Source organism: Shewanella sp. 4_MG-2023 (assembly GCF_030548015.1).
Taxonomy (GTDB): Bacteria; Pseudomonadota; Gammaproteobacteria; order Enterobacterales; family Shewanellaceae; genus Shewanella.
Genome location: NZ_JAUORL010000044.1, coordinates 12,342 through 28,713, shown reverse-complemented (window position 1 = coordinate 28,713; position 16,372 = coordinate 12,342). Strand labels below are relative to the sequence as shown.

The window sequence follows — 16,372 nt, the reverse complement described above, 5'->3', positions numbered from 1 at the left end:
GCTTTATTCAAAGGTGCGGTGGGGGCGTTGCCTGCATTAACAGATTATTGTGAGCATTTAGACCTAAAACGACGACAGGGGGCAGCTAACTGTCAGCGCTGGTTGTGCGCTTAATACACCATTTCATAATTTCAAATAAAAGCATTTCCCACTTGATAGATATCAAGCTTTTTTGCTGTGTTGAATTTAGTTTATGAGTTATTATTGGTGATTAATGGTGAATATTCAGTCCTTTGGCCATCAGTAAATGAATTTTGGTGTTGGCAACTCACGAAGGCGTTATGTTATAAGTTTAAAGTAATGGGTGGCTTTATATTTTTTTATAAAAGCATTTCCCACTTGATAGATATCAAGCTTTTTTGCTGTGTTGAATTTAGTTTATGAGTTATTTTTGGTGATTAATGGTGAAATATTCAGTCCTTTGACAGGGATCGTCCATCAGTAAATGAATTTTGGTGTTGGCAACTCACGAAGGCGTTATGTTATAAATTTAGAGTAATGGGTGGCTTTATATTTTTGTCAGGCAACTCACGAAGGCGTTATGTTATAAATTTAGAGTAATGGGTGGCTTTATATTTTTGTCAAACTCTGTATTGGCCCAAAATGAATTAGGTTTTTTAGTGTGGGTGATCAAAGTAAGAATAAGTAAAGAAAACCCAACAACTTTCAAAACAAATGTCAAAATCCGCACGAAAAGCTATTACGTCATCGACACATAAAGCCATATAACTTAACGAATATCTAGTTGATAATAGGAGGTGACAGTAAGGTAAACCATAATTATTTCATTGATATAGAATTATCATATAATGCTTTGAGGATAAATTTTTCAAATTAAAAATAGAGATTAATATGCCTTTTAAGCAGTATCATATTCACAATATTAGTATGTTTTTTCGTGCATGTATTACAGCTCAAACTAACACTTCAATAACGCCTTCAATCGCACAAAGAAAATCAACTGAGACTCTAGCTGTTAATTCATTACTGGCTTTATACCTTGGACTATTTACGTTATTTATGTGGTTCGAGCAATTCAGAATGCCTTATATTCACATGGAAAACTTAGAATTTTATTGGGAATTATTAAAATTAGGTCCTTTTTCTGATGCAGAAATGAACTATAGAACAGTTGCTAAGCGTGAAATTGCTGACCTTTATATCTTGCAGTGGGCCCTCTTTGTATTAATACCTTTGTTCGCTTTAATCATTTTTGTCATTGCTCGGTCTAAACTTAAACAAATGCCAATGCATGAAGCTTCTCAAGGCGGAAAACTGCCCACATTCGGCAGAGTATTGGCATTATTTATTGAAGGTAAAGCGCAGTTTATAATGTTATTTGTGATTGGTTATAGTTTTTTTGCCACGTCAGCGTTTTCCCAATGGATGATAGATGCTGCCAAGGGCCATGCGGACTTCAACATTTATAGCTTGTTTTTTCCGTTAGCATCGTTACTGCTTGTCTGGCAGTTCATTCGACCTTTTGCCACTTACTATGTAATTACAATTAACAAAAACCGTAATCATGGCCTATCGTGATTAAACAGTCCTTATCCCCAAATCGTTGTCCAGCTCGCAAATTTCAAAGCTCGTGCGGGGTTAGGCCTCGGTATTCAACCTTCTTTGAAAATAATTTTTCAAAGAAGGTTGTAGTTCATTAATTAGCTCACCCACTCTAGCTTTATGTTATAACTTCAAAATAATGGATGGCTATATATTATTCAGCTCTTAAGCTCTATAAGATGCAATTAAAAAACAAATCAACCCAACCAATTCATCTTAACCTTCCTAAAATACCGCTTAACCAATCGTTGGTGAAACATAAGGTGTTTCATCGGCAAAGGTTGGTATAACAGCGTAATAAAATGCTCTCTAAATGCCTGAAAGTTATCAGCCAATCCCCAGTAGATTTACTTCTTTATTTAATAAGCGTTAGTCCACATTCTGGCATTAATGTCAAAATGCTACCGTTGTCACTTTAAATACAATTATGGAACCAAGATTTAACTTATTGGTTATAGCTTGGTTGTTTTTTCCAAACCCTATTGCAATCCTCGTTTTGGAATTCATTCCAGTTCTATGATCACATCATTGATTACACATAGTTTCTCTGTGAGGCACCTTCTTTAAAGCTTAATTATTAGAGAAGGTTTTTTTAACAATAAAAATAATGGTGATGTGATGAAAAAACGTTTATTTCGAAACAATAAAAACTCGGCAAATAGTCAATTTAATCATACCAAAATAGGATTGAATTTAATTGGCGTATTGATTGGGAGTGCGCTTTCTGTGACTGGTGCAAACGCGGCAGTTATTGAAAATACCGATGTACAATTTGGTGGTTACATTAAAGTCGACACCATGTTCAGTGATTATAGCCATGGTGCACCAGATTCAGGGTCTATTTCTAGGCAGTTTTATGTGCCTGGGACAATATATGGCGTAGAGGGTAACGGAAATCAGGTGGTCGATTTTCAGGCGAGAGAAACACGATTTAACTTTAAAACGATTACAGATATTGATGACCATAAGTTAACCGGCTTTATCGAACTGGATTTTATGACTCATGCTGACGGTAACGAACGAGTGTCCAACAGTTATTCGCCACGTATTCGTCATGCATTTGTGAGTTTTGATAATTGGACTGTTGGTCAATCATGGACCACTTTTCAAAATCCAGCCGCTTTACCTGAGAACCTCGATTTTGTTGGCGCTGCAGAAGGCACCCCATTTGTACGCCAAACTCAAATACGCTATACCAATGGCGGCTTTCAATTATCTGTAGAAAACCCTGAAACCACCTTAAATGGTTACCAAAGCCCTAGCCGCATTCTGAGCGGTAGTGGCATGGTACCTGATGTTGTTGCACGCTATAACTTCAAAACAGAGGCTGGTGCTAAATTGTCTGTTGCTGGTATTGCAAGGCAACTCAATATTGAAACTCGCATTAGCGATACTCAATTTGATGCAACGGCTTTGGGTTACGGCGTTAGTTTTAGCGGTATTTTACCCGTAGGTGCAGATGATATTAAATTTACTGCGACTTATGGTGAAGGTCTTGGCCGATATATGGCGCTCAATTATGTCAATGCGGGAGTTATCGATGCCGATGGCGATATTGAGGCGATTACCTCTTATGGTGGTTTTATTGCTTATCGCCATTGGTGGAATGACCAATGGCGTACCAGTGTGACAGCGTCTGCATTTAGTGCGGATAATGATGTCAGTTTGATGGGCGAAAATGTTGATAAAGACTCATATTCTGGTTATGTGAATTTACTTTATTCACCCGTGAAACCATTAACTGTGGGTGTTGAATATATGTACGCCAAAAACAGTAAAGAAAACGGTATTGAAGGCGAACTTAATCGGGTGATGTTTTCTGCTAAATACGTGCTTTAGTTTACTTATAATTAGTGAGAATAGAGATATAGCGAGAACAGAGACATAACATGAGCCTGACAGCAGTCAGGCTCGATTTTAAGTACGTTTACAGGCCGATAGTAAGCTAGCCTTGTTATATACTATGTTAAAAATAAACAAATGGCCTTTGATTACCACATTAATTCATTAAATTCCTTTTCAGCTTACTAAAGTAGCGTTTAAACAACCTTTGGTGCAAAACAACTTGTTTAGCGCTCAAAGGTTGATATTGCAAGGCTATAAAGTGTTCAGTCATTTTGTCAAAATTAGCCACCAGTTGTGGTTGCTGCTCACTAAATGCTTGATGAATAAACTGGGCATAAGCTTGTGGTGGCATCGCATCACGTTGAAATCCTTTATTCGCAAGCTTTGCGCAAATAAGGTTATAGCGTTTGATGCAAGGATCTTGTTTGGGCTGCAGTTTAAACACGCCAGCAAAATAGGCAATGATAAGGGCAATGATGATAAAGCAGATGATCATCATAATAGCCACTTTACTGCTGCTGACATTGCCAAGGAGTTTGGCTAATACTTGTTGCTGGCGCTGCTCATCAAAACCCAGTACCCACACACTCCAGTAAAAATCGATGCTCGCCAGTTGCAGGCGAATATTGTTTAACCACGGAATATTTTTGACCTGTAAACTGGTAAATAGGCTGTCTTGTAAGTAACTGTCTTGGCCTGTAAACGTGGCATCAAAGCCGTCTAATACTCGCTCTGGGGCAATCATGGCGGTGGGGTCAAACCTTACCCAGCCTTGGCCTTCAAGCCAAACTTCAGTCCATGCATGGGCCATGTATTGATAAATGCTGTAATAACCGGCTTTGGGGTTATATTCGCCGCCTTGGTAACCGGTGACCAATCTGGCTGGTATGCCACTTGAACGGGCGAGAAATACTAGCGCTGAAGCGTAGTGGGAGCAAAAGCCCGCTTGGTTAGTAAATAAAAAGTCATCTATTTGCTGCTGGCCAAGCTTTGGCGGGCTTAAGGTGTAGTAAAAAGCTTGCTCGGCAAAGTAACCCATCATGGCATTGATGCGGGCTGCTGGCTGTGGGTAATCCTTAGCAAATTGGGCTGCCAACTGGCGAGTTTGTGGATTGCTATTATTAGGAATGGCCAAATTTATCTTGCTGATGTCTGGCGCGAGTTTGGCATCAAGATCGCGACTTGGATAAGAGCTCACTTGGTAACTTAAGCGTTGATCAATGTTGCGCAGTGAGAATAGCCTAAAGTCGGATAACTCGACAATGTGCTCAGATTGGCTAAAGGCCTGATCTAAACCAAACAACCATTTTTGATAGGTCGGCTCGGTGATCACTTGATAATTTAATGGCGCCGCAAGACCTGCAGCATTGGGCTCAGCGCGCTTAGGTTTATTGCCATAGGCGCTACGCTGTTCATTTTTACGATAAGGCGACTGACTCCAGCGCTGACCATCGTAGTTTTCCATGACCAGTGTGCGCCAATACAGTTGCTCATTGCTAATGAGTTGCTGCTTATCGGTGTTGTTGAGTTCATTTTCAAAACCGACTCTAAATGCCAAATCCGGCGAGCGGGTTAACTTACTGATATCCCCTAATGCTATTTCATCTGACAGACCGGTAGTGGCGTTTTTCATGCTGGGGGCTAACCACAATGGTGGCAGCCTTGGAAATACCACAAAAAGCAGTATGGCTAAAGGCAAGCTTTGGGCAAACAATTTCATCCCGAAGCGAAAGTTCACCTTGCGACTTGAATGCTGATAAATACTGATTAAGACACAGGTATTAATGATGACGACAAAGCTTAGTTGCAGGGTGTCGAGTATGGATTGACGATCTAATAGCGCAAAACCGATTAAGAAAAAGCCCACCAAAACCACGACTTTAACATCGCGCACTTGGCGCATTTCGATGTATTTAAGGGCATAGCCGAGCAGTAACAAATTAACTAATGCGTTTAGTAAACCAATTTCCTGTGATACTAAAGCCAAGGTGACAGCGGCGCCAATGGCTAGCCCTGTGACTAATACTTTGGGCGGCGCCGCCACCTTGCCAAGGTAAATCCCCACACGCCACACAAAGCAAATGGCACAAATGCCGATGCTCCATAAAGTGGCATGCTGGTATAACGGTGATAGCACCACTACATTGGTAATCAATAACCAAAAGAGGGTATTACGACCAATGTTCTCATTAAATGGGTCATTTAACTGATGTTTTAACGCCTTTGAGCCTTGGGTCATTTTCTGCTCCCCACTGGGTGTTTATCAGTAAATGCTGACGTTGACTCAGGTGTATTTGTTGACTCAGGTGTAACAGTTGGCTGAGCTGCTGAGCCATAAAGCGCAATCATTTGCTGACATTGTTTTCGATGTGACTCGCCGCTGTCTTGCTCGATAATTTGCTGGTTTAATACCAAGCCAAAAACATGCTGTGATTGAGATAAGGCGTTGACTTGCCACGCCAGCTTACTGAGTTTTTGTTCAAGACTATCACCGAGGGTGTCGTCTAAACTGAGCCACACAGGTTTGCCTTCAGGTTGGGCAAATTCTTTTGTTAGCATGCCGCGCCCTTGTGCCCATTGCTTCCACGCCACTTGTTTAAGTGACTCACCTTCAACAAAGGTTTTAAGGCCTTTATAGTCATCAACCCCAGGTTGTAATTTACCGTGTTCAAATTCGGTTTGATTGTCATTATCTAAACTGGTTAACGATACATGGGTGGCCAGCGGCGCGGCATAAATAATATGCTGGATATTTAAATCCACATAGGACCAAGTGTTAAATAACCCCAGTGGGAAACTGGATGAGACGCGAATTCTACCGGGGTTAACTAGGCCTCTGGATTGCGCGGTACAGCTGACGCTGGTATCGACGCCTTCAGCGACATCGGTAATGCGGCTATGGCGCTCATTAGGTAGATTCAAGCAAATTTGCTGGTGGCTGGTTTGGCTGTTGTCTTTGTTGATTTTACTGGATAATACAATCGGAAAGGCCAAGTTTTGGTTGGCATAAGTATCAGGCGGGGTTAATGCTGTTAAGGTTAAACCTGCAAGATTTTTATAGCTGTAAATAATGCAACTATGGAACACACTGGCCAGCAATAAACTTAAGCCGATCACCAAATTGTTTTGATAGTTGGTGCCAAATAAATACAGCACCACTATCAGCACAAACCAAGCGACGCCAAAGCCACTGGGTAAAATAAAAATACTTTTATGGCTTAAGGTAATTTGTTTGTTCGCCGGTATTCGCTTATCTAGCCACTTTGACCAGCGCTGCTTAATCGCGGCGGGGATCAAGCGTGAATACCATTTTTTTGCTGCCTTGGAATTATTCATCTGCAATTAATTTCTGCTTAGCTTATTGGGTTAACGCGTGCGAGAATTTGATCTGACAGCGCTTGCCCCTGCAGTTGGCTATTGGTTCTTATGCGGTGCTCTGCTACGCAATGAAATACGGCCTGAATATCTTCTGGTACCACATAATTACGATGATTTAATAGCGCCCAGGCTTTAGCTGCGTCTAGCAGTGCAATACTGGCCCGAGGCGATAGCCCATTGCCATCGATTTGCTGACGAGAGTATTGGGCAAGATTGATCAAATACTTAAGCACAGCATCAGAGGCACTGACTTTTTGTACTTGTTGTTGCAAGCTCATTAGCTCGGTTGGGCTTAAGCATTGTGTGAGCGGCGGGGCATCGCTGCGCTGATGTAGTCCTTTTAGCATGGCTAACTCAGCATGTTCATCTGGGTAGCCAATAGAAATGCGCATCATAAAGCGGTCAAGTTGCGATTCAGGCAGCGGGAACGTCCCTGATTGCTCAATGGGGTTTTGGGTAGCGATAACAAAAAAAGGCTGTGGCAATGTGTGTGTTTCACCATCAATGGTGATTTGTCTTTCTGCCATGGCTTCAAGTAAGGCACTTTGGGTTTTAGGGCTGGCGCGGTTGATTTCATCGGCTAATAACATTTGATTAAAAATCGGCCCTGGGTGAAATTCAAACACTTGATTTTGTTGCTGGTAAATGGATACCCCTAGAATATCAGCGGGTAACATGTCACTGGTAAATTGAATACGTTGATAGCTCATGCCCAGTGAGGTGGCTAAGGCCTGAGAAAGACTGGTTTTACCCATGCCAGGTAAATCTTCAATCAGTAAATGACCTTTAGCGAGAATGCAGGCTAGCGCCAGTTTGATTTGCTCAGGCTTACCTAATAATACCGTTTCTAATTGGCTTAACAGCGATTGTAGTTTTGTTGCTGACACTAAACACTCCGTTAGTTAACAAAAAGGGCCTAATTAAGCTATTTTGCTAACAAGTACATCGAATGGCTTACGTTAACCTGCCAAAGATAATAAAGGAAGATATTCAGTGATAAAAAATGATAGCTAAACTCTGTGATGAGTTTAACTATCGTGGCAGTGAGTTATCGGTTTCGAACACTACTCACGACAGCCTTAGTAAGTCTTAAGCGGCGTTAAAGTGGCTAAGCTATTAAGCTAAGGCTAATGGCTATTGGTTAATGACAAAGTGACCAATAAACACATTGCCGCCGTCAAATCTATCAGTAAGCAAACTTGCGTTCGGCTTCGCTGAACATAGGGGCATCGCGACCCTCTTGTTGCTGATAGATCATTCTATAGCTCAGTACGGCTTGCACATATTCCCGGGTTTCCTTAAAGGGAATGGTTTCGATAAAGCTCATGACATCCAGTTTTCCGTCAGACTCTTTTAACCAACGGGTGACCCTGTGGGGGCCGGCATTATAGGCTGCTGTGGCGAGCACGCGATTTTGATCAAACTGTTTGAGCAATTGGCCGTAATAAGCGCTACCAAGTTGAACATTATAATTTACCTTATATAGGTCATTTTTATTGTTAAATTTGAGCTTATTTTTTCGGGCGGTTTCTTTTGCTGTTGCGGGCATGAGTTGCATTAATCCGCGCGCACCCACACCCGAGGTGGCATAAGGGTAAAACGCACTTTCGCGGCGGGCGATTGCGCGTATTTCATCTATCTCAACCTGATATTTTTTACTGGCTTGTTCAAATTCGTTTTGGGCGGCGTTAGGAAAGCGCAATTGCAAACTATTCCATTGTCTGGCTTGTATGCTGGCTTCGACGCTATAATCAAACCAGCCATTTTTAAGGGCGAGTAGGCCATATTCAGCCTTCATCGCGGTATCATGGCGGCGCAGCAAATGAACCCATTCACTGCGAGCATCGCGGGTTTTATCGATGGCAATCAATTCGATAATTCTGGCAAGCCCTGGGTCATCATGAAGTTTTTTGGCAAGCAGTGGCGATGACTGTAACTTGTCATTATTTAACGCCAGCGGGGCCTTTATGGATTGGGCGGCGTAAAAACCATAAAAATTACGTGCTTGGCTAAGTTGCTTCGTTATCTTGTCTGCTTGGGTTTTATCTGTGGTTTTATTTATGCGTGCGCTCCAATACTGCCAGCGAGAGTCATCAATGACATCATCACTGAGTAAGGTTAGATAGTGTTTGATTGCTTTTGTATCTTGCGCTGCGATTGCCCAGCGCAAACGAATTTGAAATAAGTCATCAGAGTCTAAAATCGGTAAGCTTGCATCAATGTGTTCCAGTAAATCAGCTTCTTTTCTGATTAATGCTCGGCGGACAATATAACGATTAAGTTGTTGGCCTTTGATGGCATTAAAACGGTTAGCTTTATCATATTTCTTATATAATTTTACCGCTTGTTTTAAGTCTTTTCTGGCAAGTTTTCTGAGCCCAACATTAACAATATCCGCCACAATGGGCGTTTTAGAAGAAAACTTTTTGGTATTACGTAGGCTGTTGGGATCGCGATAAACTGAAATTAGTAAATCGGCCTCAGCTTTATTTTTGGTGATTTTTCTGGATAGGTATTGGGTTAAGCCATATTGGTTTTCATTAAAACTAAGTAACATTCTTGACCAAATTAATGCTTGGGTTCTTTTACCGGCCTTGGTCCATTGACTAAATAACACATCACAAGCCTTGGGGCGTGAGCGACCATAAAGCCACAGTTTTTCAGCGCCGTCATAAGCGATGTTGTTATTGCCTTGAGATAATTGAGCGCGGTAATAGTAACACTGCAAGGTGACATCATTAGGGGCGTTAGGTGAGATGGCTAAAAAGTTTTGCCACTGCTTTTTCTCGCCAGCATTTTTCAAATAGCGATAACGTAAGCCGTTATAAAGCGGAGTGGTATTAAACTGCTCGATGGCTTTATGGGCCTGAGTTCCACTCATTTTTATAATGTCGGCTACTTGCTCATGGTAATCAAGGTAGACAGTTAATGGGTAATCACCCAACTGCTTACGTAGCTTTTGGTATTGGTTGAGCTGTTGTTTATCTAGCGCTTTGCGGGCATCAAGATACAATTGTTGCTGGGGGCTTAAACTTGATTCTTCAGCATGGGCGAGATTAACGCTAGCTGACAGCCACAATAACCCTTGAAAAAATACAAAACTAACCAATATGTTGCGCATAATAATGAGAATCTCCGCCTCAGTATGACATCTTTTGCGAACCAAACTGTTTGAATCTAATTAATAAATAGTATCTATTAAGCTGCATTATCAATATTAGCCAAGTGTCTATTTTTGCTTAAGGTGTTGCCACCTCAAGCCAAAGAATAGTGCAATTAGCTATAATTGCTCATAAAAATTGCTCATAAAAACTGAATTAAAACCGCTTATGACTCTTTAGAGTCATCTAAGGCTTTATTTATTAATTGAGGATCAAGGTTTTTACTGGTTTCAACGCCCAACTTTTGCATAACATGGGCTTGCCTTATTAAATTACCTTTACCTTGGGACAGTTTATTCATTGCTTGCTGGTAGGCTTTATCGGCAGTGTCTAAAGCGCGGCCAAGTTTATCCATGTCGTCAACATAGCTGCATAATTTATCGTAAATTTTACCTGCTTGGGCTGCGATACTTTGGGCATTTTGGTTTTGGTACTCATAGCGCCAAATATTGTTAATGGTGCGCAGTGCTACTAATAAGTTGGTTGGACTGACTAACATAATATTATGATCGAGGGCGAAGTTCACTAAGCTAGGATCTGACTCCAGAGCCAGTAAAAATGCAGGTTCTATTGGAATAAACATTAATACATAGTCGAGACTTTTTAGGCCGTGTAGCTTGTGATAGTCCTTATGGCTTAGGCCTTTAATGTGTTGACGAATAGATAAAGCCAGCTCTTTTATCGCTTGTTGCTGTACTAGCTCGTCTTCACTATTAAAGAAGCGCTCGTAGGCAATTAATGACATTTTGGCATCAATCACCACATCTTTTTGTTCAGGAAGGTGAACGATGACATCAGGTTTAAAGCGCTTACCTTGATCGTCTTTTAAATCTTGCTGAGTATGGTATTCATGGCCTTCACGTAGACCACTTTCTTGTAGGACCCGCTCAAGGATGACTTCACCCCAATTACCTTGCTGCTTGTTATCGCCTTTGAGCGCCTTAGTAAGATTGACTGCATCTTGACTCATTCGCAAATTAAGTTCTTTGAGTGCATCAAGTTGATGTTTAAGGGCGCTGCGTTCAGTTTGCTCCTGGCTATAGGATTCTCTAACTTGTTGTCTAAAGCCTTCTAGCTGCTGTTTTAATGGCCCAAGCACGCCATCCATTTGGCTGACATTTTGCTTTTTAAAGTTTTCTGACTTCTCCTCGAAAATACGATTCGCCAGATTTTCAAATTGCAGTTTTAGTCTTTCTTCGGCTGATTCTAGTAAGGCGATTTTGTCATTTAAAGCGGTTTTTTCGATATTAGCCTGCGCTTGAATGCTTTGTTGAATCGCATTAGATTTAGACAGTGCTAGCTGGGTTTCCATGAATTTACGCTGGCCATCGTTTAACTGTTGTTCTAGTAATGGCACTCTTTCGGCAAAGGCTTCCATTTTAGCTAATTGACCAATCAATGACTCGAGCTTATTTTGAGTGAGCATTAGCGCATCTTGTTTGTCATCAATTTGCTCTGTAAGTGATTGCTGTTTAATTTCAAATTCAGCAGTTAATTGGCTCATTTCTTCAGCAATGCGTTGTCTGTGTTGCTCCCAGCGCTGACGGGTTAATCGCTGATTAAGTAGTGCGCCAATTAGAAGAGATAAAAAAGCGACGGCGGCTAAAACGATAATTTCGGGGATAGTTAAACTTGTAGGAAATGTCATGCAAAAAACCTGCAAAAAATGATGCTTAAGATTCTCATGCAGGGCAGTACACTGCAAGGCTCAAAAGGACTAATTAATACTTAAGCGCTTAATTATTAAACTCAAAACATCAAAATAGTAAACTTTTTGAAATTTTAACGCGTATTAGACTGTCTACTATTTATATCAAATGATAATAATTGAATGAGGTGACCTATGGTGTCAAAGAAAGGTTTTTTCAAAGGCATTGCCAACCCACCATCATGGGCATTAAAAGAAAATCAAGTCACTCCAGAAACGGTGTTTCGGGATCGACGCAATATCGTTAAAGCCTTGGGGCTAGGCTCGCTCGGGGCTAGCTTGCCGGGGCAAGTGCAGGCGGGTTTGTTCGATTTATTTGGCAGCGACGATAAACCTGCGTTTGCGGTGCAAGGTATTGATTATACAAAGCCTAGCCGCTTTCAAATCAATGATAAATTAACCCCAGAAGATAAAATTACCCGTCACAATAATTTCTATGAATTTGGCACTAATAAACAAGACCCGTTTGAAAATGCGCAATCATTTCAAGTTAATCCCTGGGAGCTTAAAATTGAAGGCTTAGTGGATAAACCGTTAACCTTAGATTTGAACGACTTAACCAGTAAATTCGCCCTTGAAGAACGTATTTACCGCTTAAGATGTGTAGAGGCGTGGTCAATGGTGGTGCCTTGGGTAGGGTTTTCACTGGCTGAATTATTGAAAATGGCAGGGGTGTCTAACAAAGCGACTCATGTGGCCTTTGAGACCTTGTTTGATCCAGACCAAATGCCTGGACAACGAAACCGTTTAATGGGCGGAGGGATACATTACCCTTATGTAGAAGGGGTAACCATTGCTGAAGCCATGAATGAATTGCCATTTCTTGCCGTAGGCTTATATGGTAAAACCTTGCCGCCGCAAAATGGTGCGCCAGTGAGGTTAGTTTTACCTTGGAAGTATGGCTTTAAGAGTATTAAATCCATCGTTAAAATCCGCGTTACCGATAAACAGCCACCTACCAGTTGGAATCAATTAGCGCCAAGCGAATATGGTTTTTATGCCAATGTGAATCCGCAGGTTGATCATCCTCGTTGGTCGCAGGCCTCTGAGCGCAGTATTGGTGAAGGAGGCTTGTTTTCAGCCAAACGAATTCCAACACAAATGTTTAATGGTTATGGTGAGTCTGTGGCTGGTTTATATAACAATCTCGATTTGAGGAAGTATTATTAATGCGCTTAACCCCGGGTGGTTTATTGTGGTTAAAAGGGCTTTTACACCTGAGTTTTATCTTACCGGTTGTTTACTTAATTATGCTGGTATTGACCGATAATGCTGGTGGCGATCCGGTGCAATATATTATTCATTTTACCGGTATGGGCGCGATAAATGCTTTGGTGGTGACTTTAATGATCTCACCATTGGCTAAGCTGACTAAACAAGGATTGTTATTGCAAACAAGGCGGCTGGTTGGCTTATATGTATTTGCCTATGCTTGTTTACATATTAGCGCCTTTATCAGTTTAGACTTGCTGTTTGCGTGGGGCTTTTTAGTTGAAGAAGTCATTAAACGGCCTTACATTTTAGTCGGGTTTAGCGGCTTTATTATTGCACTATTGCTAGCGGTGACGTCTTTTAAAGCATTAAGGCGCAATATGGGCAGGCGCTGGCAATCATTACATAATTGGATTTATGTGTTAGCGATATTGGCACCCATTCATTTTTACTGGTCGGTCAAATCTGAGATTATTGAACCGAGTATTTATATTGCTGTGATAGCGTGCTTGTTATGGCTAAGAAGACGCCAAATTAGTCACTGGTTAATGCCGAAATCAAAATTGAGACCGAAAATTAATACGAATGCTAAAAGCCAAACCTGAATATTTAAGGTTTTTGAGTAGTTGAATTTTGAACGCTTAAGCTTAAAGGCTATAAGCTTGAAGATTTAGCTGATGACATAAAAATACCGGCAAAGTGTCGGTATTTTTATGGCTAGCATTTATTGAAAATCATTTATCTAAATAAGCTTTGTTTGCTTCTAGCTTGTTTTACTAAGCCATTGACCGAGTAACTGGCAAATAGACTAAATAACATTACCCCAGTCATAATCGCAGCAAGGCGCAGCCAAGGTTGCTCCATGTCTATTCGTAGATCAATATATTGAACAGTGCTTACGCCCCATACCCCGATAGTGCCTAATACCAAGCCGATTTGGATTATTCGGTTTAAAAAGTTGTTTTTAAAAGCCAAAAGTAATGGCATCACTGCACAAATTATTGCTAATGGCATTTGAGCGTAACGCAAAAAGTGTGCGCCAAGTAACATGTACGCTAAGGTGATTAATAGTACGCGCCACCGCATAGGGATTCTCCGAAAAGCTGACAATTGCTTAATGAGCTTCTTAAGCAAGGGTGTTGAAAGATGACGCAATATAACCGATTTGCTAATGCAAATTTCTAATCTCTATCACATATTCAATAGAGAATAGTTCTTTAGGTGACAAAGCTTGCTGAAAGCGCTGAAAGTGAGATTTAAGGATTAAATCTAGGCTTGGGATTATGTGGTGATATTGTCATTGTATGGCAAGCACAGATGAAGTTATTAAGGTAATTTAAGCCTCTGAGCTTAATAATGAGTATTGATTTTATGTGTTATTTAGGCAAACGAGAAACTTAAAGAAGGGGTAACGCTAAAGCAGAAGAATTGGTCGGGATAACAGGATTTGAACCTGTGATCTCTTGTCCCCCAGACAAGCGCCTTACCGGACTAGGCCATATCCCGAACGTCATTCTTTAGCTAGATTACCTAGAAGGTATTTGCGCCGCAACAATAAAATGCAAAATTGAATTTAAATGATTAATAAACAGGCATTTGCTTTGTGGCTTTTACATCTTTAGTTATCTTTTGCTTGGAAAATAGGCAATATTTTCTGACGATTAAACCGAGATTGAGTTAAATAGCATCAACCACGGTTCAATGGTTATTTATTGTAAAGCCTTCGACCTTCGCGCATGACCTGAATTAGCTCAGGAGCACTGAGTTTTCGCTTAAGACGTTTTTTGTAGTCGATATCATAAATTCGATATTTTCCATGTCTGCCTAGAACCGTAATCTCATCTTGTTGGTATATTGCAAAGGTGCTGCTATCACCGATATAGACCCAGCTCTTCTCACTGGGTTGTAATAGGTTGTATCCAGAGCTGTAATCGGTGATCGGGTTATTACAATGCAGTGCTTGCCCCATGATTGTCGGTACTACGCCATAGTGGCTAGTACGATAATTTACGGTATCAGAGGTTGTTTTAGGCCAATGCATGACAAAGGGCACTTTGACATTATCAGGTGAAAGATCCTGATTAACTTCACGAGGATTACTACTGAAAATTTGCCCATGGGTACCGGTGACAATGACTAAGGTTTGATCATCAAGGTTAGTAAGCAGTTGTTGTATTTGCTGATCGATAAAGAATAGCGACTGCCTGTATTGGTTATATAGCACTTTTTCAGCAGGTTTTAAGCTTAGATGGGGCTTAACAGTTTCAATGCCTAAAAAGCCAATTGGGGTGTCATAGTGCTTAGTGGCAGATAAGTTTACCAATGAAAACCACGGTGAGGCTTGCTGAGCTTGCCATTGAATAAATAGCTCAGTATTTTTGATGTCGGTTTGCGCGCTGCCAATATCGCTATGGCTTAGGTGCATATCCATACCGTCAAAAATGGCATGGTTGGCTAATTCGTCGGCATTGTCTTGGGGCATAAATACCGCTTGATGATAGCCTTGTTCTGACAATACTTGGGTTAATACTGGCGCAGTATGCTCGAACGCTTTTTTATCACTATAGCTCCCTTGTAAGCCATAAAGTAAGGCAAACATACCGGTATTAAATTGGTTGCCACCACTAAAGTGTTCAGTGAATTGCTTATTTTGCAGCTGATACTGGCTGAAAAACGGCATTGTTGCCGAGTTCACCATATCAGCTCTTAAACCGTCAACCGAGACGATTAGGATATTTTGTTGTTTTTGCGCTTTGCATTGCAGCGCAGCTATTGGGTAATTCAGTTGTTTTGATTTTGTTTGATAGGTCTTATCTGGCGCAGTGGTGCCTTCAATACCATGACTTTCCATAAATGAACGTGCCGTTGCCGGATAAGACAATGGCATGGTGTCATCAAAACGGGTAATTTGAGTGACATCATTAGCATCTGCCCAAATATGGATAACATGACTACTGACAAAACAAATACCGATAAAGGCTATGACTTTATTACCTAACTGCTTTTTCTCTATTTTTTCAATTCGTTTCCACAGAAAATTCGCGGCTGTGAGCTCAATTAAAATAATGCCGATAGGAGTAGCAATATAAGAGGTGTTACCTAATAGGGCATTGAGATCTGACCAGGCTAAGTCAAAAGCGAATGGACTTAAGTGAATACCATAATCATCAAATATTACGGTGTCATAAAGTAAAATACATAAGCCGAGGGTTGCGATTAAGGCAGCATAACCCCGTAGGATTTTTGAATAAGGTAGTAATAATGTGGCAGGAAAAAGAAAAACGACGTAAACAATAAAAGCCAAAAAGCTAAAATGACCAATACTGCTAATGGCTAAGTAACCCCAACCTATGAGGGTTTCAGGGTAACCCACACTACTGAGGTATCGCGTTCCCACAATAATGGCTAACAAGCCATTAAAGAAGGCAAACCAGTGGCCCCAGTTAACAAGACGTGACACTTTGTCACGGGTCATTTGTTTTTTGCGCTCAACCATGCGGTATCG

General features: G+C 41.0%; 11 protein-coding genes, 1 tRNA gene and 1 pseudogene. 5 read left to right on the top strand and 8 right to left on the bottom strand.

Features of this window, described 5'->3' with window-relative positions; all coding sequences use genetic code 11:
• The 3 genes and pseudogenes from Q4546_RS17880 to Q4546_RS17870 all read left to right on the top strand — a co-directional run.
• Positions 1-114, top strand: a pseudogene (locus tag Q4546_RS17880) (transposase); the annotation flags it as partial.
• A 738-nt stretch (positions 115-852) separates the two neighbouring features.
• Positions 853-1,539 (top strand): hypothetical protein, encoded by a 687-nt coding sequence (locus tag Q4546_RS17875; protein WP_303446758.1) that lies wholly within the window; start codon positions 853-855, stop codon positions 1,537-1,539.
• Between the two features lie 642 nt (positions 1,540-2,181).
• Positions 2,182-3,402, top strand: coding sequence for a DcaP family trimeric outer membrane transporter (locus Q4546_RS17870; RefSeq protein WP_303446757.1), 1,221 nt, complete (start codon positions 2,182-2,184; stop codon positions 3,400-3,402).
• A gap of 160 nt (positions 3,403-3,562) precedes the next feature.
• On the opposite strand, the gene Q4546_RS17865 is transcribed toward Q4546_RS17870, so the two are convergent.
• The 5 genes from Q4546_RS17865 to rmuC all read right to left on the bottom strand — a co-directional run bounded on the left by Q4546_RS17865 (position 3,563) and on the right by rmuC (position 11,595).
• Complete coding sequence (locus tag Q4546_RS17865) at positions 3,563-5,647, bottom strand: DUF3488 and transglutaminase-like domain-containing protein (RefSeq protein WP_303446756.1); 2,085 nt, start codon at positions 5,645-5,647, stop codon at positions 3,563-3,565.
• Positions 5,644-6,744 (bottom strand): DUF58 domain-containing protein, encoded by a 1,101-nt coding sequence (locus tag Q4546_RS17860; protein ID WP_303446755.1) that lies wholly within the window; start codon positions 6,742-6,744, stop codon positions 5,644-5,646. The genes Q4546_RS17865 and Q4546_RS17860 overlap by 4 nt, the downstream gene beginning before the upstream one ends.
• 17 nt (positions 6,745-6,761) lie before the next feature.
• Positions 6,762-7,673, bottom strand: coding sequence for a MoxR family ATPase (locus Q4546_RS17855; RefSeq protein ID WP_102439756.1), 912 nt, complete (start codon positions 7,671-7,673; stop codon positions 6,762-6,764).
• A gap of 299 nt (positions 7,674-7,972) precedes the next feature.
• The gene (locus tag Q4546_RS17850; RefSeq protein WP_102439757.1) at positions 7,973-9,907 is read right to left on the bottom strand and encodes a transglycosylase SLT domain-containing protein; all 1,935 of its coding nucleotides are present in this window, start codon (positions 9,905-9,907) and stop codon (positions 7,973-7,975) included.
• A 206-nt stretch (positions 9,908-10,113) separates the two neighbouring features.
• Positions 10,114-11,595 carry a DNA recombination protein RmuC gene (gene rmuC, locus Q4546_RS17845; RefSeq protein ID WP_102439758.1) on the bottom strand — a complete coding sequence of 494 codons (1,482 nt, stop codon included), beginning with the start codon at positions 11,593-11,595 and terminating at the stop codon, positions 10,114-10,116.
• A gap of 195 nt (positions 11,596-11,790) precedes the next feature.
• On the opposite strand from rmuC, the gene msrP reads away from it, so the two are divergent.
• Both msrP and msrQ read left to right on the top strand, forming a co-directional pair.
• The gene (gene msrP / locus Q4546_RS17840; RefSeq protein ID WP_102476121.1) at positions 11,791-12,825 is read left to right on the top strand and encodes a protein-methionine-sulfoxide reductase catalytic subunit MsrP; all 1,035 of its coding nucleotides are present in this window, start codon (positions 11,791-11,793) and stop codon (positions 12,823-12,825) included.
• Entirely contained in the window at positions 12,825-13,472 is a 648-nt protein-coding gene (msrQ, locus tag Q4546_RS17835) for a protein-methionine-sulfoxide reductase heme-binding subunit MsrQ (RefSeq protein ID WP_102439760.1), read from the top strand. Before msrP ends, msrQ begins: the two co-directional genes overlap by 1 nt.
• A 133-nt stretch (positions 13,473-13,605) precedes the next feature.
• Here msrQ and Q4546_RS17830 read toward each other — a convergent pair whose 3' ends face one another.
• The 3 genes from Q4546_RS17830 to Q4546_RS17820 form a co-directional block, all read right to left on the bottom strand.
• On the bottom strand, positions 13,606-13,953 hold the full coding sequence (locus tag Q4546_RS17830; protein WP_303446754.1) for a hypothetical protein: 348 nt from the start codon (positions 13,951-13,953) through the stop codon (positions 13,606-13,608).
• Between the two features lie 343 nt (positions 13,954-14,296).
• Positions 14,297-14,373 (bottom strand) — tRNA-Pro (locus Q4546_RS17825).
• A gap of 199 nt (positions 14,374-14,572) precedes the next feature.
• On the bottom strand, positions 14,573-16,363 hold the full coding sequence (locus Q4546_RS17820; protein WP_303446753.1) for a DUF3413 domain-containing protein: 1,791 nt from the start codon (positions 16,361-16,363) through the stop codon (positions 14,573-14,575).
• Positions 16,364-16,372: the final 9 nt, after the last annotated feature.

What these genes read in the sequence shown, in the direction of transcription:
- Q4546_RS17875 (WP_303446758.1), top strand. Translation starts at nt 853, where the DNA reads ATGCCTTTTAAGCAGTATCATATTCACAATATTAGTATGTTTTTTCGT.
- Q4546_RS17870 (WP_303446757.1), top strand. Translation starts at nt 2,182, where the DNA reads ATGAAAAAACGTTTATTTCGAAACAATAAAAACTCGGCAAATAGTCAA.
- Q4546_RS17865 (WP_303446756.1), bottom strand. Translation starts at nt 5,647, where the DNA reads ATGACCCAAGGCTCAAAGGCGTTAAAACATCAGTTAAATGACCCATTT.
- Q4546_RS17860 (WP_303446755.1), bottom strand. Translation starts at nt 6,744, where the DNA reads ATGAATAATTCCAAGGCAGCAAAAAAATGGTATTCACGCTTGATCCCC.
- Q4546_RS17850 (WP_102439757.1), bottom strand. Translation starts at nt 9,907, where the DNA reads ATGCGCAACATATTGGTTAGTTTTGTATTTTTTCAAGGGTTATTGTGG.
- rmuC (WP_102439758.1), bottom strand. Translation starts at nt 11,595, where the DNA reads ATGACATTTCCTACAAGTTTAACTATCCCCGAAATTATCGTTTTAGCC.
- msrP (WP_102476121.1), top strand. Translation starts at nt 11,791, where the DNA reads ATGGTGTCAAAGAAAGGTTTTTTCAAAGGCATTGCCAACCCACCATCA.
- msrQ (WP_102439760.1), top strand. Translation starts at nt 12,825, where the DNA reads ATGCGCTTAACCCCGGGTGGTTTATTGTGGTTAAAAGGGCTTTTACAC.
- Q4546_RS17830 (WP_303446754.1), bottom strand. Translation starts at nt 13,953, where the DNA reads ATGCGGTGGCGCGTACTATTAATCACCTTAGCGTACATGTTACTTGGC.
- Q4546_RS17820 (WP_303446753.1), bottom strand. Translation starts at nt 16,363, where the DNA reads ATGGTTGAGCGCAAAAAACAAATGACCCGTGACAAAGTGTCACGTCTT.